Source organism: Bradyrhizobium manausense, from assembly GCF_018130615.1.
Taxonomy (GTDB): domain Bacteria; phylum Pseudomonadota; class Alphaproteobacteria; order Rhizobiales; family Xanthobacteraceae; genus Bradyrhizobium; species Bradyrhizobium manausense_A.
Genome location: NZ_JAFCKB010000002.1, coordinates 422,638 through 447,281, shown reverse-complemented (window position 1 = coordinate 447,281; position 24,644 = coordinate 422,638). Strand labels below are relative to the sequence as shown.

23 protein-coding genes are annotated in these 24,644 nt (G+C 63.8%); 13 read left to right on the top strand and 10 right to left on the bottom strand.

The features are described from left to right. Window position 1 precedes the first annotated feature (1 nt). Window positions 2–979 (bottom strand): cysteine synthase A, encoded by a 978-nt coding sequence (gene cysK, locus JQ587_RS05820; RefSeq protein WP_212424660.1) that lies wholly within the window; start codon window positions 977–979, stop codon window positions 2–4. 222 nt (window positions 980–1,201) lie between these two features. Here cysK and JQ587_RS05815 point away from each other — a divergent pair, with 222 nt between their 5' ends. Further along, on the top strand, window positions 1,202–1,420 hold the full coding sequence (locus tag JQ587_RS05815) for a hypothetical protein (protein WP_128951697.1): 219 nt from the start codon (window positions 1,202–1,204) through the stop codon (window positions 1,418–1,420). Between the two features lie 12 nt (window positions 1,421–1,432). Here JQ587_RS05815 and tgt read toward each other — a convergent pair whose 3' ends face one another. Beyond that, window positions 1,433–2,581 carry a tRNA guanosine(34) transglycosylase Tgt gene (tgt, locus tag JQ587_RS05810; RefSeq protein WP_212424659.1) on the bottom strand — a complete coding sequence of 383 codons (1,149 nt, stop codon included), beginning with the start codon at window positions 2,579–2,581 and terminating at the stop codon, window positions 1,433–1,435. A 226-nt stretch (window positions 2,582–2,807) separates the two neighbouring features. Here tgt and JQ587_RS05805 point away from each other — a divergent pair, with 226 nt between their 5' ends. The 4 genes from JQ587_RS05805 (at window position 2,808) to JQ587_RS05790 (ending at window position 6,997) form a co-directional block, all read left to right on the top strand. Then, window positions 2,808–3,962: a patatin-like phospholipase family protein gene (locus JQ587_RS05805; protein WP_249154184.1), complete on the top strand. Its 1,155-nt coding sequence runs from the start codon at window positions 2,808–2,810 to the stop codon at window positions 3,960–3,962. Between the two features lie 147 nt (window positions 3,963–4,109). Next, window positions 4,110–4,868 carry a TetR/AcrR family transcriptional regulator gene (locus JQ587_RS05800; protein ID WP_212424751.1) on the top strand — a complete coding sequence of 253 codons (759 nt, stop codon included), beginning with the start codon at window positions 4,110–4,112 and terminating at the stop codon, window positions 4,866–4,868. 255 nt (window positions 4,869–5,123) lie between these two features. After that, a complete protein-coding gene (locus JQ587_RS05795; RefSeq protein ID WP_212424750.1) occupies window positions 5,124–5,729 on the top strand; it encodes a PepSY domain-containing protein in 606 nt (201 codons plus the stop codon). Between the two features lie 230 nt (window positions 5,730–5,959). Next, window positions 5,960–6,997: an aspartate-semialdehyde dehydrogenase gene (locus JQ587_RS05790; protein ID WP_212424657.1), complete on the top strand. Its 1,038-nt coding sequence runs from the start codon at window positions 5,960–5,962 to the stop codon at window positions 6,995–6,997. A 97-nt stretch (window positions 6,998–7,094) separates the two neighbouring features. Here JQ587_RS05790 and queA read toward each other — a convergent pair whose 3' ends face one another. The 5 genes from queA to coaD all read right to left on the bottom strand — a co-directional run bounded on the left by queA (window position 7,095) and on the right by coaD (window position 10,286). Further along, the gene (gene queA / locus JQ587_RS05785; RefSeq protein ID WP_212424656.1) at window positions 7,095–8,168 is read right to left on the bottom strand and encodes a tRNA preQ1(34) S-adenosylmethionine ribosyltransferase-isomerase QueA; all 1,074 of its coding nucleotides are present in this window, start codon (window positions 8,166–8,168) and stop codon (window positions 7,095–7,097) included. Window positions 8,169–8,291: 123 nt separating this feature from the next. Beyond that, on the bottom strand, window positions 8,292–8,756 hold the full coding sequence (locus JQ587_RS05780; RefSeq protein ID WP_212303863.1) for a peptidylprolyl isomerase: 465 nt from the start codon (window positions 8,754–8,756) through the stop codon (window positions 8,292–8,294). After that, complete coding sequence (locus JQ587_RS05775; protein ID WP_212303879.1) at window positions 8,753–9,178, bottom strand: UCP034077 family protein; 426 nt, start codon at window positions 9,176–9,178, stop codon at window positions 8,753–8,755. Before JQ587_RS05775 ends, JQ587_RS05780 begins: the two co-directional genes overlap by 4 nt. Window positions 9,179–9,186: 8 nt before the next feature. Next, window positions 9,187–9,750, bottom strand: coding sequence for a peptidylprolyl isomerase (locus JQ587_RS05770; protein ID WP_212424655.1), 564 nt, complete (start codon window positions 9,748–9,750; stop codon window positions 9,187–9,189). Window positions 9,751–9,791: 41 nt separating this feature from the next. After that, on the bottom strand, window positions 9,792–10,286 hold the full coding sequence (gene coaD, locus JQ587_RS05765; RefSeq protein ID WP_212424654.1) for a pantetheine-phosphate adenylyltransferase: 495 nt from the start codon (window positions 10,284–10,286) through the stop codon (window positions 9,792–9,794). 259 nt (window positions 10,287–10,545) lie between these two features. Here coaD and JQ587_RS05760 point away from each other — a divergent pair, with 259 nt between their 5' ends. From JQ587_RS05760 to JQ587_RS05750, 3 genes are all read left to right on the top strand, one after another. Further along, complete coding sequence (locus tag JQ587_RS05760) at window positions 10,546–10,803, top strand: hypothetical protein (RefSeq protein ID WP_212303867.1); 258 nt, start codon at window positions 10,546–10,548, stop codon at window positions 10,801–10,803. Between the two features lie 189 nt (window positions 10,804–10,992). Beyond that, window positions 10,993–12,846 carry a potassium transporter Kup gene (locus JQ587_RS05755; protein WP_212424749.1) on the top strand — a complete coding sequence of 618 codons (1,854 nt, stop codon included), beginning with the start codon at window positions 10,993–10,995 and terminating at the stop codon, window positions 12,844–12,846. Window positions 12,847–12,981: 135 nt separating this feature from the next. Next, on the top strand, window positions 12,982–13,941 hold the full coding sequence (locus tag JQ587_RS05750) for a phosphotransferase family protein (RefSeq protein ID WP_212424653.1): 960 nt from the start codon (window positions 12,982–12,984) through the stop codon (window positions 13,939–13,941). Window positions 13,942–13,950: 9 nt separating this feature from the next. On the opposite strand, the gene gyrA is transcribed toward JQ587_RS05750, so the two are convergent. The 3 genes from gyrA to JQ587_RS05735 all read right to left on the bottom strand — a co-directional run bounded on the left by gyrA (window position 13,951) and on the right by JQ587_RS05735 (window position 17,951). Then, window positions 13,951–16,689: a DNA gyrase subunit A gene (gyrA, locus tag JQ587_RS05745; protein WP_212424652.1), complete on the bottom strand. Its 2,739-nt coding sequence runs from the start codon at window positions 16,687–16,689 to the stop codon at window positions 13,951–13,953. A 168-nt stretch (window positions 16,690–16,857) separates the two neighbouring features. Beyond that, window positions 16,858–17,256, bottom strand: coding sequence for a DUF2306 domain-containing protein (locus JQ587_RS05740; protein ID WP_212424651.1), 399 nt, complete (start codon window positions 17,254–17,256; stop codon window positions 16,858–16,860). Between the two features lie 197 nt (window positions 17,257–17,453). Then, a complete protein-coding gene (locus JQ587_RS05735) occupies window positions 17,454–17,951 on the bottom strand; it encodes a single-stranded DNA-binding protein (protein ID WP_212424650.1) in 498 nt (165 codons plus the stop codon). 431 nt (window positions 17,952–18,382) lie between these two features. Between JQ587_RS05735 and JQ587_RS05730 the strand changes: the two genes are divergently transcribed. The 5 genes from JQ587_RS05730 to JQ587_RS05710 all read left to right on the top strand — a co-directional run bounded on the left by JQ587_RS05730 (window position 18,383) and on the right by JQ587_RS05710 (window position 24,634). After that, on the top strand, window positions 18,383–19,156 hold the full coding sequence (locus tag JQ587_RS05730) for an outer membrane protein (protein ID WP_212424649.1): 774 nt from the start codon (window positions 18,383–18,385) through the stop codon (window positions 19,154–19,156). A gap of 234 nt (window positions 19,157–19,390) precedes the next feature. Then, complete coding sequence (locus JQ587_RS05725; RefSeq protein WP_212303872.1) at window positions 19,391–20,068, top strand: outer membrane protein; 678 nt, start codon at window positions 19,391–19,393, stop codon at window positions 20,066–20,068. Window positions 20,069–20,347: 279 nt separating this feature from the next. Further along, window positions 20,348–23,329: an excinuclease ABC subunit UvrA gene (gene uvrA / locus JQ587_RS05720; RefSeq protein WP_212303873.1), complete on the top strand. Its 2,982-nt coding sequence runs from the start codon at window positions 20,348–20,350 to the stop codon at window positions 23,327–23,329. Between the two features lie 72 nt (window positions 23,330–23,401). Continuing rightward, window positions 23,402–23,965, top strand: coding sequence for a DinB family protein (locus tag JQ587_RS05715; protein ID WP_212424648.1), 564 nt, complete (start codon window positions 23,402–23,404; stop codon window positions 23,963–23,965). A gap of 18 nt (window positions 23,966–23,983) precedes the next feature. Then, complete coding sequence (locus JQ587_RS05710; protein WP_212424647.1) at window positions 23,984–24,634, top strand: HAD-IA family hydrolase; 651 nt, start codon at window positions 23,984–23,986, stop codon at window positions 24,632–24,634. Window positions 24,635–24,644: the final 10 nt, after the last annotated feature.

Sequence of the window (24,644 nt, the reverse complement as noted above, 5' to 3'; positions counted from 1 at the left end):
CTCAGATCCCTTCAAACAGAGCGGTCGAAAGATATCGTTCGGAGAAGGACGGCACGATAGCCAAAATGGTTTTTCCCGCCGCTTCCGGCCGCTTGCCGATCTGGAGCGCTGCGGCAATCGCAGCCCCCGAGGAGATGCCGCCCGGAATGCCCTCATGCCGCGCCAGCGCCCGCGATGTCTCGATCGCGGTCGTCGAATTGATCTTCACGATCTCGTCGATCACCCCGCGATCAAGGATGTCGGGCACGAAGCCCGCGCCGATGCCCTGGATCTTATGGGGTGTGTGCTGGCCGCCTGACAGCACCGGGCTCTCCTCGGGCTCGACCGCGACCACCCGCAAAGACGCCTTGCGCGGCTTCAGGACCTGACCGACACCCGTGATGGTGCCTCCGGTGCCGACACCGGCGACGAAGAAGTCGATATTGCCGGCGGTATCGTTCCAGATCTCCTCCGCGGTGGTGCGGCGATGCACCTCGGGATTGGCGAGGTTCTTGAACTGCTGCGGCATCACCGAGTTCGGTGTCGTCTTCAAAAGCTCTTCGGCCGCTGCGATCGCGCCTTTCATGCCTTGCGCAGCCGGCGTCAGCACCAGTTCGGCACCGAGGAAGGCGAGCATCTTACGCCGCTCGATCGACATGGATTCCGGCATCACCAGCTTCAGCCGGTAACCGCGTGACGCCGCGACGAAGGCGAGCGCAATGCCGGTATTGCCGGAGGTCGGCTCGATCAGCACGGTGCCAGGCTTGATGATGCCCGCCCTCTCCATGGCGATGATCATGGCCGCACCGATGCGGTCCTTCACGCTCGCGGCCGGATTGAAATATTCGAGCTTCGCCAGAACAGTCGCATTGACGCCGTGCATACCCGGCAGCCGGCGCAAGCGCACGATCGGCGTGTCGCCGAAAGCCTCGACGATCGACTCATAGACGCGGCCGCGGCCGGGTTGGTGCGCTGCACCCGTGGTGGACGATGCGTCCATGATGAACTCCCTATGGCAATAGTTTGCGCTTCTGTCGCAGCGCTTGCCCAGTTACGGACAGCTTGTGACAACACGCAAGCGGCAATGCGGCACATGTTAAATACGCTGCATCGCAAAATCGCGTGAGCTTTAATTATCAGAAAACCAACGCATTTGTGTTGCGACCTCGTCAACTGATTCTGCTTATGTTAGACTTAGGTCTCGAAGCAGGAGGTCACCACGATGTCAGCAGTTGCTGAAGTGTTGTCGACCGTCGCACCAAGGCGTGATCCGCGTTGTAGCGAGTTGCCCACCTGTCCCGTCTGCGCCGACTCCATGGTCGCCGCCGAAGCTTCTGCCTACGTCTCGGACCACATGATCAGCTATCTCTGGACCTGCGACAATTGCGGCTATGGCTTCGTCACCAAGCATGCCGTTAAACAACGGATTGTGTGCAACTGATCGTTGACGCGCCTAGCGCGCGGCGATGTCGCCCTTCGCCCAATCCTCGCGCGTACGCTGATAGAACTGATCGAACGTTCCGTGTGCGATCGCGTCCCTGATGCCCTGCATCAGGGACTGGTAGTAAGCGATATTGATTTCAGAGAGCAGCATCGCTCCCAGCGTCTCGCCGGCCTTGACGAGATGGTGCAGATAGGCGCGCGCGTAGTTGCGCGCCGACGGCCATGAACTCTCTTCGTCGAGCGGGCGCGGATCATCGGCGTGACGCGCGTTGCGCAGGTTCACCTGGCCGAAGCGCGTGAAGGCAACGCCATGGCGGCCGTTGCGCGTCGGCATCACGCAATCGAACATATCGACGCCGCGCTTCACCGCCTCGAGAATGTCGTCGGGCGTGCCGACGCCCATCAGATAGCGCGGACGGTCCGTCGGCAGCGCCGGCGCGGTCTCGTCGATCATCGCCAGCATCACCGCCTGCGGCTCGCCGACGGCCAGCCCGCCGATCGCGTAGCCGTGGAAGCCGATCTCGACCAGGCCTTGCGCGCTGACATGGCGCAGCTGCGGGATGTCGCCGCCCTGCACGATGCCGAACAGCATATAGCCATCAGGCGCGCTCTCGAAGGCGCGCTTACTTCGCTCGGCCCAGCGTAGCGACAGACGCATCGCGCGGTCGATGTCGTCGCGCTCGGCCGGCAGCCGCACGCACTCGTCCATCTGCATCGCGATGTCGGAGCCGAGCAGACGCTGGACCTCGATTGAGCGCTCCGGCGACAGCTCGATCTTGGCGCCGTCGATGTGCGAGCGGAAGGTGACGGCATGCTCGCTGATCTTGCGCAGGTCCGACAGCGACATCACCTGGAAGCCGCCGGAATCCGTCAGCATCGGCCCATTCCAGCCGGTGAACTTCTGCAGGCCGCCGAGGGCGTTGATGCGCTCCGCGCCGGGACGCAGCATCAGATGATAGGTATTGCCGAGCACGATGTCGGCGCCGGCATCGCGCACCTCGCGCCAATGCATGCCCTTCATGGCGCCGGCGGTGCCGACCGGCATGAAGGCGGGGGTTCGCACCATTCCATGTGGCGTGGTCAGGCGGCCGGTGCGCGCGGCACCATCGGTGCCGAGCAGCTCGAAATGGTTGGGTAGACCGGTATCAGGACGACTCATGGCGGTGCTTATTGCGTGTCGTGACATGTCGATCAACCCGCCCGGACCCGATGCCCCAGACTGGGACAGCGCTGACGCGGACGTGATCCCTGTCACGCTTGATAAATAAAACGATACAGTATAGTTTCAAAGTTGGGGCTGGACGAGACGCCGTGGCAGATTGCCGACGGCTGTAGATGCGTGATCCAGCCACCGACCGATGCCCTTCCCCGCATGTTCGAATGAGATGTCCGCCCTCCAGAGCGGCCGGACGAGGCGCGCGGCCGCCCACCTGATCAGGTCGCTGGCGCTGACATGCAGCCTCGCGGTCGCCGCCTGCACTTCGCTCCCCCGCACGCCCTATACGGCGGCCGATGCGAGCGGCTCGCGCGTGCTCGATATCGACGGCTTGCGGCGCTACGCAGACGAACCCGTCCCCAGGTTCAGCTTCGAGCAGGACAAGGCGACCGGGAGCAAAACCTATCTGGCGCTCTCCGGCGGCGGCGCCGATGGCGCCTATGGCGTCGGCGTGCTGAACGGCTGGACCGCAGCGCGCAACCGACCGACTTTCTCTGTCGTCTCGGGCGTGAGCACCGGCGGCCTGATCGCGCCCTTCGCGTTCCTCGGGTCGCAATATGACGACACGCTGCGGGAGCTCTACACCAGCGGCATCGCCGAGAGCCTGCTGAACGATCCGAGCATCATGCGCGTGCTGTTCGGCTCCGGCCTGTTCGGCAACACGCGGCTGCGTGAGCTGGTGGCGCGCTATGTCGGGCCCGAGATCATGGCGCAGGTCGCCCGCGAAAATGCCAAGGGCCGGCGTCTATTGGTGGTCACCACGGATCTCGACACCCAGCGCACCGCGATCTGGGATATGGGCAAGATCGCGGCGGTCGGCACGCCCGAAGCGCTCAAACTGTTTCGCGACGTCATGGCCGCCTCCGCCAGCATTCCGCTGGTGTTTCCGCCGATCCTGATCGAGGCCGAAGGCCAGGGCCGCAAATTTCAGGAGATGCATGTCGACGGCGGGGTGACGGCGCCGGTGCTGACGCTGCCCGAAGCGCTACTGTTCCAGGGCCGCCTGCCCGGCAACGCGAAGATGGACATCTATATTCTCGTCAACAAGAAGATCGAACGCAACTTCGAGCTCGTCGCCAACAGCACAATCGATGTCGCTTCACGCAGCCTGTCCTCGATCACGCAATCGCAGACGCGCTCGATCATCTTTTCGACCTATGATTTCGCCCAGCGCAACCACCTCGGCTTCCATCTCTCGTACATCGAGCGCGATTATCCGGCGCCGCCATCCGAAGGTTTCGACACCGGCTATATGCGGGCACTCTATCAATACGGATATGAGAAAGCGGCCGGCGGCCAGGCCTGGACCTCGCGGCTGCCGTAAGGTCCGCGTCACGGAACGGCGTCGGTCGGAGACCGTTGACGATACGGCCAATTCGGCCAGATTCGCGATGACGCCCCGGTTGCTGCGCGTTATACAGCAATGCACACTGGCACGACCGCGCAGGAATCATTGGACATATCATTGGGCATGGGATTGGCCGCGACCAAGGCAAGAACGGCAGCACCTCGGCGCGAGGTGTCGAAATCGCGCGGCGGCCGGCCGACGAAGAGCGCTGCGATCGAGCGCGATCAGCGGCTGATCGAGGTCGCCACGCGCCTGTTTCTCGACCGCGGTTTTGATGCGACCTCGCTCGATGCGGTGGCGGAAGCGGCCCGCGTCAGCAAGCCCACGGTTTATTCGCGCTACGGCGACAAGCGCGGCCTGTTTGCCGCCGTGCTCCGCCGCGAGATCGCGCGCTGGCTTGCGCCGCTGTCGGCGGCAGCCGAAACACAGCTCGGCAGCTCCTCCGACATTTCGGTGGAACAGCGTCTCGTGGAAATCGGGCGCGAAATGCTCAATTTCACCTGCGGACCCGACGCCGTGGCCTTCAGCCGCATGATGACGTCGCAGGCCATCAACTTCCCTGACATCGCCAAGCTCGGCAAGGAAGAAGGTTGGCTGAAGGCCGTCGCCACCACCGCGCGCTTCTTCGATCATCTGGTGGCGCAGGGCGCGCTCGATGTCGACGACACCACGATCGCAGCCGAGGTTTTTCTCGACGTCGTCGTCGGCCACACCCACCGCATGGCGACATTCGGCACGCCGATGGCACTAAAGGCCGCCGAGAAGCGGATGCGCGCGGCGATCAAGCTGTTCCTGGCCGGCGCGATTGGCCCCGCCGACCGCGTGCAAGAAACTGCAAGAGACACCGCCAAGGCCGCCCATCGCCGCCGCCCCTCCCGCTGACATTTACGTGAGACCGGCGATTTGTCCTCTGCGGACGATGGCCGCTTCGTTGACCAAAATAAAACGATACGGTATGGTTTTGTTTATAGAGCGGTGCGGGCCACTTTTTTTCACCAGCCCCAAAAGAGGACCGGACCGCTTGGATCGCCGCGACGGGTACAGCCCGCCACGACGCTCCGCGGCCGGCCGATGCCCAAGGCCGGCCGCGATTTCTTTACGAACATCCGGCACACTTGCTGGCCGAAGGTTTGGACCATGAGCGCGACGAGACCACGGGTGTACGGGTTGCTGGCGATCGCCCTGTCGGGGCTGCTGATCGCAACACCGGCGCGCGCGATCGTATCCGCCAGCAGCACACCGGCCGCCCTCCACAGCGAGACAGATGGCGACGCCACGGCGGACCGCCAGGCCGTCAGCCGCGAGATCGAGCGCTTCCGCAGTTCGTCGATCTCGATCGGCCAGGCCATGGCGATCGCCGAAGCCCGTCACGCCGGCGCGACCACAGCGGATATCAGCTTCGATGGTGGCTCGGGCGTACCGGTGTACCGGGTCAAGACCCTTCACAACGACCGGATCTGGCGGCACACCATCAATGCCGCAACCGGCGAGGTCATGGGTGGCGAGGCCGCCCTCCCCCTGGCCGAGCTGGATCATGAGGATCGCGGCAACCTCGCAGCGCTCGGCACCATCAGGCACCGCCTGGCTGATGCCGTGCGCGTCGCCGAGCAGGCGGCCTCTGGCAAGGCCATCAGCGGCGGGCTGGTGCGCGACCGCGGCCGGCTCAATTTCGCGATCGTCGTCATCAGCGGAGACGACCTCAAGGAGGTCCTCCTCGAACCGCCGGGCGTCCGGGGCAAATAGCGCGGGCCACAATCCCGCCCAAGAGCCATTGACGGACGCCAGACTCTCCCGCATAAGTCGCCGCCATGTTCACGACCACCAAACGCACGACCAAAACCACCACGGCCTTCGGGGCCCGGGGAGGCGTGCGCGCGTAGTCGTCGACTAAAACGCAATCAGCTCTACCGAAGCCCCGCCCTCGATGGTCCGGGGCTTTTTTGTTGCCTGAATCTCAGCTCAAGCGAAATGGAATGGAGGACAAAGTGAGTAACGATCCCGTCGTCGCGATTGTCGGCGTCACCGGTGCGGTGGGCGCCGAATTCATCGCCACCATGGACAAGCGCGGCTTTCGCGTCGGCAAGCTCAAGGCGCTCGCCAGCGCCCGCTCCGCCGGCAAGACGGTCTCGTTCCGCGGCCAGAACATCGTCATCGAGGAGCTGACCGAGCGCGCCTTCGAGGGCGTCGACATCGCACTGTTCTCCGCCGGCAGCGGCATCTCCAAGAAGTTCGCGCCGATCGCGGTCAAGGCCGGTGCCGTCGTCGTCGACAACTCGTCCGCCTTCCGCATGGACCCGAACGTGCCGCTGGTGATCCCAGAGGTCAACGGCAACCGCATCAGGGATCACAAGGGCATCATTGCGAACCCGAATTGCGCCGCGATCACCGCGCTGGTGCCGCTCTGGCCGATCCACCAGAGGAACCGCATCAAGCGCGTCATCATCTCGACCTACCAGGCGGCTTCCGGCGCTGGCGCGGCCGCGATGGACGAGCTCGTCGAGTCCACCCGCGCCAATCTCAACGGGCAGCTCTATACGCCCAAGGTGATGCCGCACCCCTACGCCTTCAATCTCTTCAACCACAACACCGCCGTCGATCCCGAGACGGGCTACAACGACGAAGAGACCAAGGTCATCCAGGAGACCCGCAAGATCTTCGAGGACGAGAAGATCGCAATCGGCGTAACCTGCGTCCGCGTGCCGGTGCTGCGCGCGCATTGCGAGGCGATCACCTTCGAATGCGAGAAGCCGATTACCGAGAATCAGGTCCGCGCCATCATGGCGCAGGCGACCGGCGTGAAGGTCGTCGACGATCGCGTGAAGAACTACTTCCCTATGCCAATCGACGCCTCGGGCCAGGACGACGTTCTGGTCGGCCGCATCCGCAAGGACCTCAGCGATCCCTCAGGGCACTCGATCTCGATGTTCGTGGCGGCCGATCAGCTGCTCAAGGGCGCGGCGCTGAATGCCGTGCAGATCGCCGAGCTGCTGCCGCAGCGGGTGATGGCGTAACGGACGGTGTCCGTAGGGTGGGTTAGCGAAGCGTAACCCACCTCTTTCGTCTCCGTGGAAACAGAAGTGGTGGGTTACGCCTTACGGCGAACCCACCCTACGGCTCTGCCCGAAACAGCAAGCATGCGTCGCCATACGAGTAGAACCGGTAGCCCTTCGCGATCGCGTGCGCATAGGCCTGCTTCATCGTGTCGAGGCCAGCGAAAGCCGACACCAGCATGAACAGCGTCGATTTCGGCAAGTGGAAGTTCGTCATCAAAATATCGACGGCGCGAAAGCGATAGCCGGGTGTGATGAAAATCGATGTCTCGGCCGTAAACGGCTGGATCGTACCGTCCTCGCTGGCAGCGCTTTCCAGCAGCCGCAACGACGTGGTGCCGACGGCAACGATGCGGCCGCCCTTCTTTCGCGCGGTATTGAGCCGTTCCGCAGTCTCCGCCGAGATCGTGCCCCACTCGGCGTGCATCTTGTGGCCGTCGGTGTCGTCGACCTTGACGGGGAGGAAAGTCCCTGCCCCGACATGGAGCGTGATGCTGACGATGCCGACGCCGCGCGCGCTCAGCGCCTGCTCGAGCGCCGGGGTGAAATGGAGCCCAGCGGTGGGAGCCGCGACCGCACCTTCATTGGCAGCGAACATGGTCTGGTAGTCGGCGAGGTCCTGGTCGTCAGGCGTGCGTTTCGAGGCGATATAGGGCGGCAGCGGCGGGCTGCCGAGATCGGCGATGGCCTGATCCAACGCGGGCCCGTGGAACGAGAATGACAGCGTCACCTCGCCTTCCATGCCCTTCGCCTCGACCTCGGCATCGAGATGGCCGAGCAGGCAGACCTTGCCCTCATTGCCGAAGCGAATCCGGTCGCCAGCAACGAGCTTCTTGGCGGGCTTCACCAGCGCCTGCCAGCGCGAGCCGTCGAGACGCTTGATCAGCGTCGCCTCGATCTTCGGCTCGGTCTCGCGGCCGATGCGGCGGCCCTTGAGCTGCGCCGCGATCACTTTGGTGTCGTTGACGACGAGCTGGTCGCCCGCCTTCAGCCAGTCCGGCAAATCGGCAATGATCTGGTCGCGTAACGACCCGTTCTCGACGACCAGCATTTTCGCGGAGTCGCGCGGATGCGCCGGGCGCAACGCGATGCGCTCGGGCGGCAGGTTGAAATCGAAGAGGTCGGTACGCATGTCTGTTTCGCCACCACCGTCATTCCGGACGCCGCGCAACGGGCGCGGCGATCCGGAATCTCGAGATCGTGGCGCGAGATTCCGGGTTCGCGCTTCGCACGCCCCGGAATGACCGCTACGCGGTCACTCCTTGTCAGCCGCCATGCGCGCCTTGACGATCTTGTCCGGGTTCTGCACCGGCTCGCCGCGCTTGATCTTGTCGACGTTCTCCATGCCCTCGGTGACCTTGCCCCACACCGTGTACTGATTGTCGAGGAAGCGGGCATCGTCGAAGCAGATGAAGAACTGGCTGTCGCCGGAATCGGGATTGGCCGCGCGCGCCATCGAGGCGGTGCCGCGCACATGCGGCTCCTTGTTGAACTCGGCCTTCAGCTTCTGGCCCGAGCCGCCGGTGCCGGTGCCGTGTGGGCAGCCGGTCTGCGCCATGAAGCCCTCGATCACACGATGGAACACGATGCCGTCATAGAAGCCCTCGCGGACCAGCTCCTTGATGCGCGCGACGTGACCGGGCGCGAGGTCCGGGCGCATCTCGATGGTGACGGGGCCCTGCGTGGTCTCGAGGATCAATGTGTTTTCGGTGACGCTCATGCTCGTCTCTCTTGCGTTGGTGGTGAAGTCTTGTCGGGTGACGTTTTGCGGTTACGGAACTGGATCGCGAATGGACGTCCCGCGGCAGCGCCCGCCATTGCATCGGTAAATGGCATCGGCGTGCAGCGTTGCAACGCCTCCATCACCGCGATCCGGTATTGCAGCCGGTCATTGTCGGAGGCCTCCGCGGATTCATAGGTAATCCTCGGATGGCCCAGAATGTTTCCGGACCGGTTAAAGCTCACGACGACCGTGATGTCGAGTGGGCGAGCCTTGGCAGGCGGAGGTGGCTTCCAGCAGGTCCGCAAGTGCTGGAAGACGTCCTGGATCGTGTTGACCTGCGCGTCCTCTGCGGCCGCAGAGGTCAGGCCAAACAGCAGCGCCGCGGCAGCGAGCAGGAGCCTGTCGCCGCGGCGCGTCATCATCCCGGCTACTTGATATCAGAGGCGACCTGCACCTTCACCATCTTGTCGGGATCGGTGACGGTGCCGCTCGGCGAGCCAGCCGGTGCCTTCTTCAGCTTGTCGACGACGTCCATGCCCTGCACGACCTCACCGACCACGGTGTACTGGTTGTCGAGGCTGCCGCCGTCGGCGAACATGATGAAAAACTGCGAGTTGGCGGTATCGACGCTGTCACCGCGCCGGGCCATGCCGACGACGCCGCGCGCGAAATGCACCTTGGAGAATTCCTGCTTCAGATTCTGATATTTCGAACCCCCGGTGCCATTGCCATTCTGGCCGTCGCCGGTCTGGGCCATGAAGCCGTCCATCACGCGGTGGAACGGCACGTTGTTGTAGAAGCCCTCGCGCGCAAGCTGCTTGAGGCGCTCGGCATGCTGCGGCGCCAGATCGTTCCGGAGCTTGATGACGATGCGGCCCTTGGTGGTATCGATGACGAGCGCATTGGCCTTGTCGAGATTGGCCGGCAGCTGCTGCGCCATCGCCGGAACAGCGAACAGAAGCGCGGCAAGAACTGCGAGAATTCGGATCATGACAACTCCGGATCAGAAATGAGAAAGGAAGCGCGCCGTTATCAGGCGAATTTTGCCTTGAGCTGGGATGCAACGAGCGGCGGGACGAAGGCCGAAACGTCTCCGCCCATGGCGGCGATCTGGCGCACCAATGTGCCGTTAATCGGGCGGACCACGGGCGAAGCCGGCAGGAAGACGGTTTGCACGTCTGGCGCCATGGCGCCATTCATCCCGGCGAGCTTCATCTCGTAGTCGAGGTCGGTGCCGTCGCGCAGGCCCCGAATCATGATGGTCGCGCCATACTTGCGCGCCGCGGTGACCGCGAGATCGTCATAGGTTACGGCCTCGAGCGTGCAGCCGGCCTGTGCTGCCACCGGTCCGCAGACGTCGTGGAGCATCTTGAGCCGCTCCTCGGTCGAGAACAGCGGCTTCTTGCCGGGATGGATCCCGATCGCGACCACCAGCCGATCGCACAGCGTGACACTGCTCCGGACCACGTCCAGATGGCCGTTGGTGATGGGATCGAAGGAACCGGGATAAAAGGCAATGCGCGGCATGGCCTCCTCCTACCCCGGCCGGCCCGGCCCGGCAAGCGGGGCCGGTTCCGCATCGATTTCTTGCCGGTTTTCCGCCAATCCCTGTCGGAAGGGCCTGATTTGTTTCGTTCTCGAGCCGCCCACGAAACAAAACGGGGCGCGAACGAAACCATTTCCGGCGCCGGCGAAGACGTCCTGAAACTGGTCATGGTTATCAATCCGGCCAACGAATGACGGGCCGCAAGCTTGGGCGCAGCGGCCGCATCACAGGGGACCGTCGATGATCAAGGCTCTTTCAGCGATCGCTATCGCCGCGTGCGTGGCTGCAACCCTCACCCTCCTTCCCGGTTTTGCCCCCACGGTCGAAGCCAGCGTGCCGCAGCCGCTTGCCAAGAGCGACCGGCTCGATATCAAGACCATCGGCAGGGAGTGCTCGCAGCAGGCTTGGCCGAACTTCGAGGCGTCGTGCCTGCGCCGCGCCGGCACCAAGGCTGATGTCCGCGTCGCTCGCCTCGTCACGGCGGACCGCACCCCGTAAGCGGTCTGTCAGCTCCGCGTCATAAATCTCAACATGATCCCCATGGATATTTGCGACGTCTCGTCGCAGACTGTCTGACGGTCGCGCCCCTCGGAATGGCCCGTGGGGCGCGATCCCATTGAGGGGTTGCCTTTGTCCAGTACGCCCGCAGTCGCTTCCGGCCATCATCCCGATCCGCTGCCGCTTGCCATGACCATGGGTGCCCTCGGGGTGGTCTATGGCGATATTGGCACCAGCCCCCTCTATGCTCTCAAGGAAGCCGCCAAAGCGGCCGCTCATGGCGGCACAGTGTCTCCCGAGGCCGTCCTGGGAGTTGCTTCGCTGATCCTCTGGGCGCTGCTGCTGATCATCTCGTTGAAATACGCGATGCTGATCCTGCGCGCGGACAACCGAGGCGAAGGCGGAATCGTTGCGCTGCTGGCGCTACTGCACGCGCGTCACGCCCAGCCGGGCACCTGGCGAGCCCATCTGCTCGTCGTTGGCCTCGTCGGCGCCGCCCTGCTCTACGGCGACGGCGCAATTACGCCGGCGATCTCGGTGCTCTCAGCCATCGAAGGCCTCAAGGTCGATGCGCCCTCGCTCTCGCCGGTCGTCGTGCCCGTTACTGTTGCCATCCTGATCGGCCTGTTCATGATGCAGAAGCAGGGCACCGGCTTCATCGGCCGCATCTTCGGACCGGTGATGCTGGCCTGGTTCGTCGTGCTGGCCGCGCTCGGCATCCACGGCATCGTCAAGGCACCGGCGGTTCTGGCCGCGCTCAGCCCGCTCTATGCCTTCGACTTCCTGATCCACCAGGACTTCCACATCTCCTTCGCCATCCTCGGCGCCGCCTTCCTCGCGGTCACCGGCGGCGAGGCCATGTATGCCGATATGGGCCATTTCGGCCGCTTGCCGATCCGGCTCGCCTGGTTCGCGATCTGCCTGCCGGCTCTGGTGCTGAACTACTTTGGCCAGGCCGCGCTCCTGATCACCGATCCCACGATGATCGAAAATCCGTTCTTCCAGCTCTGCCCCGACGCCCTGCATTATCTGCTGGTCGCGTTCTCGGCCGTGGCGACCGTGATCGCCTCGCAGGCGATCATCTCCGGCGTGTTCTCGCTGACCCAGCAATCAATCCAGCTCGGCTTCCTGCCGCGCATGCAGATCCGCCACACGACCAGCGATGCGATCGGCCAGATCTATGTGCCGCTGGTGAACTGGCTGCTCGCGGCAGCAACGCTCGGTGCAGTGCTGAGTTTCGGCACGTCCGACGCGCTCGCCGGCGCCTATGGCATCGCGGTGTCGCTGCTGATGGCGATCACCACCCTGCTCGCTGCGCTGGTCGCGATCCAGTGGGGCTATTCGCCGTGGCTCGTGGTGGCCGTGAACGGCTTCTTCTTCGTGATCGACATCATCTTCTTCTCCGCCAATTCGATCAAGCTGTTCGAGGGCGGCTGGTTTCCGCTGCTACTCGCGGCCTTCGTTGCCTTCCTGATGCTGACCTGGCGCAGCGGCGTGAAACTCGTCGAGGCCGCGCGCGCAAAGCTGCGCCAGCCCGAGGAGGACCTGATCGAGACGGCGGTGAACAAGTGCCACGCCAGGCTGCCCGGCACGGCGGTTTACCTGGCCTCCGCCCCAAAGGGTGTGCCGCTGGCGCTCACGCAGTTCGTCAAGCACAACCACGTCCTGCACGAGCGCATCGTCCTCGTGACCGTGCTGATCGAGGAGATGCCGCATATCGCCGACCAGGACCGCGCCGAAATCATCGAGATCATCCCCGGCATCACCCGCGTGATCCTGCATTATGGCTTCATGCAGAACCCGACGATCTATGAAGGACTGGTCCTCGCCTGCCGGCAGGGCAAGCTGCCCGGCATCGATCTCTCCGACATCACCTATTATGTCGGCCGCGAGACCATCATCCCGCGCGAGGACATTCCGGGCATGTGGGTCTGGCGCGAAGGTCTGTTCGCCTTCCTCCAGCGCAACGCCGAACGCTCCGCCGCGTTCTTCGGCGTGCCGACCAAGCAGGTCGTGGAATTCGGCACGGAGCTGGAGATCTAAAGCGCGATGAGATCAGGATGAATCGTCATCGCGCTTTAGGTCGTTGTTTGAGCGTGATCTTTTCGGAGAACCGCTGCGCGCTTTTCCGGATCATGCCTTAGCGCGGCTCCGCCGTGCTGCCCGAAGCGAGCGTCGATGTCCAGCGATCCACTCTTGCAGCTAAAGCCCCGGCTGGCGATCTCGGTCGATCAGGTGCAGGCGATCATCCGTCGGATATCTCCGCACGCATCCGTCCTCGGCATCGCCGAGTTGCACGGCGGGGAGATCAGCACCGTGCTCGAGATCGCGCTGGCAGACGCACCGGCCTGCATCCTCAAGGTCTATCCGGAATCGCTGCAGTGGAAGATGGCCAAGGAGGTCTACGTGCTGGGTCTCCTGCGGGACCTCGGCGCAGCCATCCCCAAAATCCTGCTCGCCGACGACACGCGATCAGTGATCGACCTGAACTATGTGCTCATGACCAGACTCGACGGCACGGTGCTCGGCCGCCGCGAGGCGACGCTGTCGGAAGCCGAGCTGACAGCGATCTACGCGGAGATGGGAGCAACATTGCGAGCGATCAACGACGTCGCCCTCGACAGCTTTGGCTATATCGGCCCGAATGGCGTCTGGACGGCGCATCCGAGCAACCATGCCTACATGTCCGCGCAGTTCGAGCGGAAGCTGACGGAATTTTGCGCGCGGGACGGCGATCCCGCACTGGCCGCGCGCTTGCGGGACAGCGTTGCGGAGCGAGAGCACCTGTTCGCGGCGGCAATCACCCCTCGCCTCTGCCACTACGATTTCCATGCCGGCAATGTGCTGGTAACGTCGCAGGGCGAACCGCACCTGACGGGCATCGTCGACTTCGAGAACGCGACATCAGGCGATCCGCTGATGGATATCGCGAAGGCGCTGTACTATTTCACGCCGAAGGACGCCCCGAAACGCGACGGATTGCTCGCCGGCTATGGCCCAATCGGGCGCCCCGACTGGCGGGAGACACTCGCCCTCTACCGCATCTATTGCACGCTGGAGCTTTGGTGCTGGATGGCGCAGATCGGCAAGCACGAGGCACTTGCCGGTCTCACGGCGGAGCTCACGGACGCCGGCTAGAACGGGACATTACGCCCCGTTCCCGCCCTCGCCGTTGCCGCTCTCGGCCTCTTCCGTGATGTGCTCGACCGAGACGACATGCTCGTCCTCGGCGGTGTCGAACACGATCACGCCTTGCGTCGAGCGGCCGGCAATGCGGATGCCCTCGACCGGACAGCGGATCAGCTGACCCTTGTCGGTCACCAGCATGATCTGGTCGGCGTCCTCCACCGGGAACGAGGCGACCAGATTGCCGTTGCGGTTGTTGACGCTCATGGCGACGATGCCTTTGCCGCCGCGGCCCGTGGTGCGGTACTCGTAGGACGAAGTCCGTTTGCCATAGCCGTTGACGGAGACGGTCAGCACCACCTGCTCGGCCGCCGACATCTCGGCATAGCGTTCCTGCGGAAGCTGGAAGCTGCTGGAGCTCTCCTCCGCCTCGGCATCCGCCGAGGCCTCTTCCGTTGTGGCTTCGCCGGCCACCGCGCGGCGCATCTTCAGGTACGCCGAGCGCTCGTCCGACGTGGTTTCGACATGGCGCAGGATCGCCAGCGAAATCACCTTGTCGCCCTCGCCAAGCGCGATGCCGCGCACGCCCATCGAGGTGCGCCCGGTGAACACGCGCACATCGGCCACGGGGAAGCGGATGCACTGGCCGCCGGCGCCGGTCAGCAGCACGTCGTCGTGCTCGGTGCAGATCTGCACGTCGACGATCGCTTCATTGTCGTCGAGCTTCATGGCGATGATGCCAGAGCGACGGACGTCGACGAAGTCGGACAGCTTGTTGCGCCGGACGTTGCCGCCCGTCGTGGCGAACATCACGTCGAGGTTGCCCCAGGTGGATTCATCCTCGGGCAGCGGCATGATGGTGGTGATGCGCTCGCCCTGCTCCAGCGGCAGGATGTTGATCATCGCCTTGCCGCGCGCGTTCGGTGCGGCCATCGGCAGGCGCCAGACCTTCTCCTTGTAGACCTGACCGCGCGACGAGAAGAACAACACCGGCGTGTGCGTGGAGGCCACGAACAGGCGGCTGACGAAATCCTCGTCGCGGGTTTGCATGCCGGCGCGGCCCTTGCCGCCGCGGCGCTGCGCCCGATAGGCCGACAGCGGCACGCGCTTGACGTAGCCGGCATGGGAGACGGTGACGACCATGTCCTCGCGCTGGATCAGGTCCTCGTCCTCGACCTCGCCTTCCTGCTCCATGATCATGGTCCGGCGCGGGGTGGCGAACTCGGCCTTCACCTCGGCGAGCTCGGTCTTGATGATGCTCAGCACGCGCTCGCGCGAGCGCAGGATGTCGAGATAATCGGCGATCTCGCCGGCGAGCTTGTCGAGCTCGTCGCGGATTTCGTCACGACCGAGTGCAGTGAGGCGCTGAAGGCGCAGATCGAGAATGGCCCTCGCCTGTTCCATCGACAGCCGGATCGTGCCGTTCTCGCTGATGCGGTGGCGCGGATCATCGATCAGCGTCAGCATGTCCTCGACATCGCGGGCCGGCCAGTCGCGCGACATCAGGGTGTCGCGCGCGGTGGTCGGGTCGGGCGAAGTCCGGATGACGCGGATCATCTCGTCGATATTGGCAACCGCGATCGCCAGACCGACCAAAATATGCGCGCGATCGCGCGCCTTGGCGAGCAGGTACTTGGTGCGTCGCGTGACGACCCGCTCACGGAAGTCGACGAAGATCGCCAGCAGGTCCTTCAGATGCATGATCCGCGGACGGCCGCTGTCGAGCGCAACCATGTTGACGCCGAAGCTCGTCTGCAGCGGCGTGAATCTGTAGAGCTGGTTCAGAACCACGTCCGGCACGGCGTCACGCTTCAATTCGATGACGACGCGATAGCCTTCGCGGTCGGATTCATCGCGCAGGTCGCCGATGCCCTCGATCTTCTTTTCCTTGACCAGCTCGGCGATGCGCTCGACCATCGTGGCCTTGTTCACCTGGTAGGGAATCTCGGTGACGATGAGCGCCTCGCGCTCCTTGCGGATGGTCTCGATCGCGACCTTGCCGCGCATGACGATCGAGCCACGGCCGAGGTGATAGGCCGAGCGGATGCCCTGCCGTCCGAGAATGACGCCGCCGGTCGGGAAATCCGGTCCCGGCACGATGTTGATGAGTTCGTCGATGGTCAGCGCGGGGTTGTCGATCAGCGCGACGCAGGCGTTGATGACCTCGCCGAGATTATGCGGCGGGATGTTGGTCGCCATGCCGACCGCGATGCCGCCGGCGCCGTTGACGAGAAGGTTCGGGAACTTGGCCGGAAGAACCGACGGCTCGGTCTCGTTGTTGTCGTAGTTCGGCTGGAAGTCGACGGTGTCCTTGTCGATGTCGGCCAGCAGAGCCAGCGCCGCCTTGGTCAGCCGCGCTTCGGTGTAACGATAGGCGGCCGGGGGATCGCCGTCGACCGAGCCGAAATTGCCCTGACCGTCGATCAGCGGCACGCGCATCGAGAAGTCCTGCGCCATGCGGACCATGGCGTCGTAAATCGACTGGTCGCCGTGCGGGTGATACTTACCGATGACGTCGCCGACCACGCGGGCGGATTTGACGTACTTCTTGTCGGGCGTGTGCCCCTGCTCGTTCATCGAGTACAGGATGCGGCGGTGCACAGGCTTCAGACCGTCGCGGGCATCTGGCAGCGCACGCGCCACGATCACGCTCATGGCGTAGTCGAGATACGACTTCTTCATCTCCTCGAAGATGGAGACGGGGCGAATATCCGAGGGTTGCGCCGGCTGGTCGCCGGGCTTGTTGTCGTCGTCAGCCAAGGGGGAATCCGGTGAAATTTTATCTGGGAATCATATAGCGCATCTGCCCCCTGATAACCACCCTTGCGAGGTCCTGGGAAGCGCTTTTTCCGACTGTTTTTCCAGAGACTTACGCCCTTCCCGGCACCATCGAGGGCGGGGCCGGAACGAGCCCGGCGGAACCGCCGCTCAAGCCCCGAAAATCACCCGGTACATGATCCGTCCGGGCACCAGCGTGAACAGGCCCGCGACCACCAGCGCACCGGTGAACAGGAAGATCATAGTCCATCGATGAGCGACGACGCGATGGGTGCGGGCCCGCCATACCGCCAGCGGCAGCATCACCAGCGTGAAGATCGATAGGAGATGGATCGGGCTGAACGGGCCAACCAAGCGGATCTGGTGGATCCAGAATGACGAGAGAGCCACCACGGCCATCAGCGCCACCCAGATCCAGCCGAGCGTCCGGTGCGGCAGCGTGCCCTTGGGAGCGGCGAACTGGACGATGCCAAGCACGAACGCCGCCATCGCCGCGAAGGCGTGCAAGGGGATCGCCGGAGCAGCGTCAAGCAGTGGCGCGAGGCTCATATGGCGACCTCCGGCCGGGGAAACGGCCATGTAAATAGAATTAACATAAAGTTAATAGCATTCACATCGCGCCCCGTCAAAGACTTGAGGCAATAGGTGAGGCTAGCTCGGAAAACCGAGCTTGCCCCGTCAATTGGTAAGGAATCCCGCCGCTTTACGCGAGCATGGCAAAGGTCGGAGCGAAGTCCCGCTTCGCCTCAGAACGGGATATCGTCGTCCATATCGTTGTTGCGACCGCCGCCGCCAGCGGCCACGGCACGGCGCGGTGCACTGCTGCCCGGGCCGGACGAGCCGAAATCGCCGCCCGGCTCATCGCCGAAGCTGCCGCCTCCTCCGCCACCGCCGCGACCGTCAAGCATCGTCAGCGTGGAGTTGAAGCCCTGCAGCACGACCTCGGTGGAGTACTTCTCGACTCCGCTCTGGTCAGTCCATTTGCGCGTCTGCAGCGCACCCTCGATGTAAACCTTGGCGCCCTTCTTCAGGTACTGCTCGGCAACTTTGCAGAGACCTTCATTGAAGATCACGACGCGATGCCATTCGGTCTTTTCCTTGCGCTCGCCGCTGTTCTTGTCGCGCCAGGTCTCGGAGGTCGCGATGCTCAGATTCGCAATCGGCCGCCCGTCCTGGGTACGGCGGATTTCCGGGTCCTTGCCGAGGTTTCCGACCAGAATGACCTTGTTGACGCTTCCCGCCATCGCCGCTCTCCACTCCGAATGCCACTGAATTTCAAAAGGCGCGCCCGCGCTGCCGCCTGTTGGCCGACCCTATACGCTTACGAGCGCCGATCGGCCCGCCGCGCCCTCGGTTATCCCCACATATAGCATCGACCCGGGATTTGTTCCAGATTTGTTCCTAGGGAAACTGGAGCCGATTTTGCCGCAACGCGTTCTTGATGTCGCTATTCACTATGCGATGAATTGGAACTCTACCGAGTTCCCAAAAATACCAAAAACCGCTTAACATTCATCAACTTGTACGCCCTTCGATTGATCGGCAAGTGTTGCATTCCAGAGACGGACTCCGCCCCAAGATGGGCGTAGGGTTGCCCCGAAATTGTTCATTTGGGCGTCGCGCCTAACTGACCGCTCCGGGGACCTTTGGAGCTGTCGACATTGGGGAGACTGCAATGAAGAAAATTCTGTTCGGAACAATCGGTATCGTTGCGTTGGGCATGTCGGCTCCCGCAAGCGCGGCGGATCTGGCGGCACGCCCTTACACGAAGGCGCCGATTGCGGCACCTGCTCCGATCTACACCTGGACTGGCTTCTATCTCGGTATTCAGGGCGGCGGTGGCTGGGGCCGGAGCAACGAAACGTACTTCCTTGCCCCCAATACTCCCGCCTTCGCAGGAACGCAGAACTACGACACCAGCGGCGGCTTCGTCGGCGGCGTTGCCGGTTACAATTGGCAGATGGGCGCCTTCGTTGTTGGTCTTGAGGGCGATTATCACTGGGCCGACATCAACGGTCGGTCGTCGGTGATCAATGTCGGTCCGCCGAACCTCGGCGACTCCTATGCCACCAAACTGCGCGGCTTCGGAGACATCAAGGGCCGCGTTGGTTACGCCTGGGGACCGGCGCTCTGGTTCGTGAGCGGCGGTGCGGCTGTCGGTGATATCCGGCATCGCTACGACGCTGCCCTCAACGGCGGCGCGGCCAACACTTTCGTCCAGAACGACTGGCGCTGGGGTTGGACCCTCGGTACCGGCGTGGAGTACATGTTCGCTCCAAACTGGTCGGCAAAGGTTGAGTACAACTACATCGACCTCGGCAAGAGCACGATTCAGTACGCCGCAGTGCCGGCGACGAATCGCTCGGAGTGGAACGACACGATCCACACCATCAAGGCCGGCGTGAACTACCACTTCAATTGGGGTACGCCCGTCGTCGCGAAGTACTGATCCATCTGAAACCATTCGGGAATCAAAGGCCGGCCTCGCGCCGGCCTTTTTGCTGAATGTTCCCTGAGGGAACTAAAGGTCAGCAATGGTTACATTTTGTATCTGTTGTGGCTTTTGAGAGACACAACTTGCAGCTTCAGTGGTGTAAGCACGGCGTAAGTTGGACCACAGCGTCCGATGCTGCTTCCGACGCACGGAAGTCAAAACAGAAACTGGGACTGGGATTTGTTGAATATGAAGAAGATTTTCTTGGCTTCGGCCTGCCTCCTCGCCCTCACTGGCGCCGCTTCGGCTGCCGATCTGGCTGCGCGCCCCTACACCAAGGCTCCAGTGGCCGTGGCCTCGGTCTACAACTGGACCGGATTCTACCTCGGTATCGTCGGTGGTGGCGCCTGGGAAGCCGCCTCTGGTGACCCGAAGATGAAGGGTGGGTTCGTCGGCGGCACCGCCGGCTACAACTGGCAGACCGGCAACGTCGTGTTCGGCGTCGAGGCTGATGGCGCCTGGGCTGACGTCAGCGCCTCCGCCGCGGGCACCGTTCCTGGCTTCGGTGTCGTGACCGTGAGCTCGAAGACCGACGCGATGGGCACCGTGCGCGGCCGCATCGGCTACGCCGTCAACAACGTCCTGTTCTACGGCACGGGCGGCTACGCCTGGATCGACAACAAGATCAGCCTCTCCGCACTCGGCGTGTCCGTGTCGGACAGCAAGTGGCACTCCGGCTGGACTGTCGGCGCAGGCGTCGAGGCATTCTTCGCTCCGCAGTGGTCGGTCAAGGGCGAGTACCTCTATCGCAGCCTGGGCGGCGAGACCTACTTCTCGGGCGCTCTGCCCTCCGGCACCATCAACTTCCACACCGTGCAGATCGGCGTGAACTATCACTTCGGCGCACCGGTGGTCGCAAAGTACTAATCGTCGCGACCGACGTCACATCGTTACGAAAGGCCGGCCTTGCGCCGGCCTTTTTGTTTTCGAGGGCACGCTCCCGCCGCTGTTCCACAGGGCTTCCTGCTGCCAAGTCCCGCCAGCGCGCCAACAATCCGTTGACGATTCGCAAGTCCCACTGGAAATCCGTCTCCGTTCTTCCTACGTTCGCTCGCATACCCATTGGCGCCGATCCCGGTTCCGGGCAAAGCGCGCCTTTACGTCGGCGCGATCGCGCACCTTTGGGATTCCTTGAGGGCAACTCGGATGGATGAAGTGATCAAGGCGAAGCGCCAACAGCAGAACGCGGGCTCGAGCCTGCGCGCAATTACGATCCGCGGCGCGCGCGAGCACAACCTCAAGAACATCGACGTCGAGATTCCCCGCGACAAGCTGGTGGTGTTCACCGGCCTCTCCGGCTCCGGCAAATCCTCGCTCGCCTTTGACACCATCTACGCGGAAGGCCAGCGCCGCTACGTCGAGTCGCTCTCGGCCTATGCGCGCCAGTTCCTGGAGATGATGCAGAAGCCGGATGTTGACCAGATCGACGGTCTGTCGCCGGCGATATCGATCGAACAGAAAACGACGTCGAAGAACCCGCGCTCGACCGTCGGCACGGTCACCGAGATCTACGACTACATGCGCCTGCTCTGGGCGCGCGTCGGCGTGCCCTATTCGCCGGCCACGGGACTTCCGATCGAGAGCCAGACCGTCTCGCAGATGGTCGACCGCGTGCTGGCGCTGCCCGAGGGCACCCGCCTCTATCTGCTCGCCCCCGTCGTGCGCGGCCGCAAGGGCGAGTACCGCAAGGAGCTCGCCGAATGGCTCAAGAAGGGCTTTCAGCGCGTCAAGATCGACGGCACCTTCTATGAGCTCGCTGAGGCGCCGACCCTCGACAAGAAATTCCCGCACGACATCGACGTCGTGGTCGACCGCATCGTCGTGCGCGCCGATATCGGCCAGCGCCTCGCCGAAAGCTTTGAGACGGCGCTGAAGCTCGCCGAAGGCCTTGCCGTCATCGAATATGCCGATGCACCTTCTGCCGCCGCTGCGCCTGCCGAAGAGAAAAAGAAGACCGCAAAAATCCACGACAAGAGCGGGCCCGAACGCATCCTGTTCTCGGAAAAATTCGCCTGTCCGGTTTCCGGCTTCACCATCCCCGAGATCGAGCCCAGACTCTTTTCGTTCAACAACCCCTATGGCGCGTGCCCTGCCTGCGGCGGCCTCGGCGTCGAGCAGCATGTCGACGAGGACCTCGTCATCCCCGACAAGGAGCTCGCGATCGGCAAGGGCGCGATCGCGCCCTGGGCCAAGTCGTCGTCGCCCTATTACACGCAGACGCTGACGGCGCTCGGCAAGCACTACAAGTTCACATTGACCACAAAGTGGAAGGATCTGCCGAAGAAGACGAGAGACGCGATCCTCCATGGCTCCGGCGAGGACGAGATCAAGTTCTCCTACGAGGACGGCGTCCGCTCCTACGACACCAAGAAGCCGTTCGAAGGCGTCATCACCAACATCAACCGCCGCTACCGCGAAACCGAAAGCGAGTGGGCGCGCGAGGAGTTGGCAAAGTATTTCCACGACGTGCCCTGCGGCGCCTGCAACGGCTTCCGTCTCAAGCCCGAGGCGCTCTGCGTCAAGGTCGGGGCTAAGCATATCGGCGAGATCTCCGAGCTGTCGGTGAAGAGCGCCGGCGCCTGGTTCGAGACGGTGCCGGCCGCGCTGAACGCGCAGCAGAACGAGATTGCCGGGCGCATCCTCAAGGAGATCCGCGAGCGCCTGACCTTCCTGCTCGATGTCGGCCTCAACTATCTCACCCTCTCCCGCTCCTCCGGCACGCTGTCCGGCGGCGAGAGCCAGCGCATCCGCCTGGCCTCGCAGATCGGCTCGGGCCTGACGGGCGTGCTCTACGTGCTGGACGAGCCCTCGATCGGCCTGCACCAGCGCGACAACGCGCGGCTGCTCGACACGCTCAAGCGCCTGCGCGATCTCGGCAACACCGTGGTCGTGGTCGAGCATGATGAGGATGCCATTCGGCTCGCCGACTACGTGCTCGACATCGGCCCCGGCGCCGGCATGCATGGCGGCAACATCGTCGCCGAAGGCACGCCCGACGAGATCATGCGCAACCCGAAATCGCTGACCGGCAAATATCTCACTGGCGAGCTCGAGGTCGAGGTGCCGGAACGGCGCCCGCCGAACCATCGCCGCACCATCAAGGTGGTGAACGCGCGCGGCAATAACCTCAAGAACGTCACCGCGGAAATTCCGCTCGGCCTATTCACGGCCGTCACCGGCGTGTCCGGCGGCGGCAAGTCGACGCTTCTCATCGACACGCTCTACAAGGCCATCGCGCGCAAGCTCAACGGCGCGAGCGAAGGCGCCGCCCCGCATGACCGCATCGAGGGCCTCGAGCATATCGACAAGATCATCGACATCGACCAGTCGCCGATCGGCCGCACCCCGCGCTCGAATCCTGCGACCTACACCGGCGCCTTCACGCCGATCCGCGAATGGTTCGCAGGGCTCCCCGAAGCCAAGGCGCGCGGCTACGAGCCCGGCCGCTTCTCCTTCAACGTCAAGGGCGGCCGCTGCGAGGCCTGCCAGGGCGACGGCGTCATCAAGATCGAGATGCACTTCCTGCCCGACGTCTACGTCACCTGCGACGTCTGCAAGGGCAAGCGCTACAACCGCGAGACGCTGGAGGTCCTGTTCAAGGGCAAGAGCATTGCCGACGTGCTGGACATGACCGTCGAGGAAGCCGCCGAGTTCTTCAAGGCGGTACCGCGCGTGCGCGAGACCTTCCAGACCCTGCACCGCGTCGGCCTCGACTACATCCATGTCGGCCAGCAGGCGACGACCCTCTCGGGCGGCGAAGCCCAGCGCGTCAAGCTCGCCAAGGAGCTGTCGAAGCGCGCCACCGGCCGCACGCTCTACATCCTGGACGAGCCGACCACCGGCCTGCACTTCCATGACGTCAAGAAGCTGCTGGAGGTGCTGCACGAGCTGGTCGCGCAAGGCAACACGGTCGTCGTCATCGAGCACAATCTCGAGGTCATCAAGACCGCCGACTGGGTCATCGACCTCGGCCCCGAAGGCGGCGACGGTGGCGGCGAAATCGTCGCCTGGGGCCCGCCCGAGGACATCGTGAAAGCGCAGCGGAGCTATACGGGCAAGTTTTTGGAGCCGGTGTTGAAGAAGGCAAGGAAGCCGAAGCGGCGAAGCACGAGCGAAGCGGCGGAGTAGGAGCTTGGGCCGTACGGCGGATTAGAGAAGCGTAATCCGCCACGGTCGATCAGGATCCGGGAAGGGACCGACATGTCCGCAGGACTTGTGCAAACCTATCGCGCCTTTGCCCACAACAATGCCTGGGCCAACCATCGCCTCCTCACCGCCTGCGCCGAACTACCCCAGGCGGAATTTGAAGCCCACCGCACCGGCTTCTTTCCGAGCTTGCAGCGCACGCTGAACCACATCTACATCGTCGACCTCTTCTACATCGATGCACTCGAGGGCGGGTGGCTCGGACCGGCGGCCTGGAAGAACGAGGTGCCCTTTCCTGCCCTCGGCGCGCTGAAGCCTGCCCAAGCCGCGATCGACAAGCGCCTGATTGCCGTGTGCGATGCACTGACACCCTCAGGGCTCAATGACATCGTGAAGGTCAACCGCGATACGCGCGTGCAGACCGAGCGGCGCGACCGGCTGCTGATGCATCTCTTCCAGCATCAGATCCATCATCGCGGGCAGGCGCACGCCATGCTGTCCGAAACGTCAGTCGCACCGCCACAGCTCGATGAGTTCTTTGCAGAAGGAGAAGCGCCGCTTCGGGCCTCCGAGTTCGCCGAACTTGGGTGGACCGAGGAGACCGTGTGGAACTCCTAACGGCGCGATTTCTCCTCCATGCCCTTCTCCCTTGCCATCTTCGACCTCGACGGCACCCTCGTCGACAGCTTCCCCTGGTTCCTGCGCACCATCAACGACGTCGCAGATCGCTTCGGCTTTCGGCGTGTCAGGGATGAGGATGTCGAAGGGCTGCGGCATGCGTCGACGCGCGAGATCCTCAGCCGGCTCGAGGTGCCCGTGTGGAAGCTGCCGGCGATCGCGCGATATGCGCGGCGGCTGAAGGGCGAGGCGGCGGGGGAGATTTCGCTGTTTGCGGGCGCCGAAGCGATGCTGCGGACGCTCGCGGACAGCGGCGTACAGCTGGCGCTGGTGAGCTCCGACAGCGAGGCCAATGCGAAGACCAAGCTCGGCGAGGCCGCCGCGCTATTCTCGCATTTCGACTGCTCGGCATCGGTGTTCGGCAAGCCCGCGAAATTCCGCCGGGTGATCCGGCGTGCCGGCGTCGAGGCGGGCAAGGTCATCGCGATCGGCGACGAGGTGCGCGACATCGAGGCGGCGCGCGCAGTGGGGATTTCCTGCGGCGCAGTCAGCTGGGGCTATGCCGCGCCGGCGGCGTTGCAGGCGCTTGCGCCCGATCACATGTTCGCGCAGATGGATGAGATTGCGGGCGTGGTCTGCCGCCTTGTAGGGTGGGTTAGCGAAGCGTAACCCACCACTT

Excerpts from the sequence above, each read along its gene's own strand:
- JQ587_RS05725 (WP_212303872.1), top strand. The coding sequence starts at position 19,391 with ATGAAGAAGATTTTCTTGGCTTCGGCCTGCCTCCTCGCCCTCACTGGC.
- coaD (WP_212424654.1), bottom strand. The coding sequence starts at position 10,286 with ATGCCGCGCATTGCCTTTTATCCCGGTTCCTTCGATCCCATCACCAAC.
- JQ587_RS05780 (WP_212303863.1), bottom strand. The coding sequence starts at position 8,756 with ATGAGCGTCACCGAAAACACATTGATCCTCGAGACCACGCAGGGCCCC.
- uvrA (WP_212303873.1), top strand. The coding sequence starts at position 20,348 with ATGGATGAAGTGATCAAGGCGAAGCGCCAACAGCAGAACGCGGGCTCG.
- queA (WP_212424656.1), bottom strand. The coding sequence starts at position 8,168 with ATGCGTACCGACCTCTTCGATTTCAACCTGCCGCCCGAGCGCATCGCG.
- JQ587_RS05740 (WP_212424651.1), bottom strand. The coding sequence starts at position 17,256 with ATGAGCCTCGCGCCACTGCTTGACGCTGCTCCGGCGATCCCCTTGCAC.
- JQ587_RS05795 (WP_212424750.1), top strand. The coding sequence starts at position 5,124 with ATGAGCGCGACGAGACCACGGGTGTACGGGTTGCTGGCGATCGCCCTG.
- JQ587_RS05800 (WP_212424751.1), top strand. The coding sequence starts at position 4,110 with ATGGGATTGGCCGCGACCAAGGCAAGAACGGCAGCACCTCGGCGCGAG.
- JQ587_RS05750 (WP_212424653.1), top strand. The coding sequence starts at position 12,982 with ATGTCCAGCGATCCACTCTTGCAGCTAAAGCCCCGGCTGGCGATCTCG.
- JQ587_RS05775 (WP_212303879.1), bottom strand. The coding sequence starts at position 9,178 with ATGACGCGCCGCGGCGACAGGCTCCTGCTCGCTGCCGCGGCGCTGCTG.
- JQ587_RS05730 (WP_212424649.1), top strand. The coding sequence starts at position 18,383 with ATGAAGAAAATTCTGTTCGGAACAATCGGTATCGTTGCGTTGGGCATG.
- cysK (WP_212424660.1), bottom strand. The coding sequence starts at position 979 with ATGGACGCATCGTCCACCACGGGTGCAGCGCACCAACCCGGCCGCGGC.
- JQ587_RS05815 (WP_128951697.1), top strand. The coding sequence starts at position 1,202 with ATGTCAGCAGTTGCTGAAGTGTTGTCGACCGTCGCACCAAGGCGTGAT.
- JQ587_RS05805 (WP_249154184.1), top strand. The coding sequence starts at position 2,808 with ATGTCCGCCCTCCAGAGCGGCCGGACGAGGCGCGCGGCCGCCCACCTG.
- JQ587_RS05770 (WP_212424655.1), bottom strand. The coding sequence starts at position 9,750 with ATGATCCGAATTCTCGCAGTTCTTGCCGCGCTTCTGTTCGCTGTTCCG.
- JQ587_RS05715 (WP_212424648.1), top strand. The coding sequence starts at position 23,402 with ATGTCCGCAGGACTTGTGCAAACCTATCGCGCCTTTGCCCACAACAAT.
- JQ587_RS05760 (WP_212303867.1), top strand. The coding sequence starts at position 10,546 with ATGATCAAGGCTCTTTCAGCGATCGCTATCGCCGCGTGCGTGGCTGCA.
- JQ587_RS05790 (WP_212424657.1), top strand. The coding sequence starts at position 5,960 with ATGGAGGACAAAGTGAGTAACGATCCCGTCGTCGCGATTGTCGGCGTC.
- JQ587_RS05735 (WP_212424650.1), bottom strand. The coding sequence starts at position 17,951 with ATGGCGGGAAGCGTCAACAAGGTCATTCTGGTCGGAAACCTCGGCAAG.
- JQ587_RS05755 (WP_212424749.1), top strand. The coding sequence starts at position 10,993 with ATGACCATGGGTGCCCTCGGGGTGGTCTATGGCGATATTGGCACCAGC.
- tgt (WP_212424659.1), bottom strand. The coding sequence starts at position 2,581 with ATGAGTCGTCCTGATACCGGTCTACCCAACCATTTCGAGCTGCTCGGC.
- JQ587_RS05710 (WP_212424647.1), top strand. The coding sequence starts at position 23,984 with ATGCCCTTCTCCCTTGCCATCTTCGACCTCGACGGCACCCTCGTCGAC.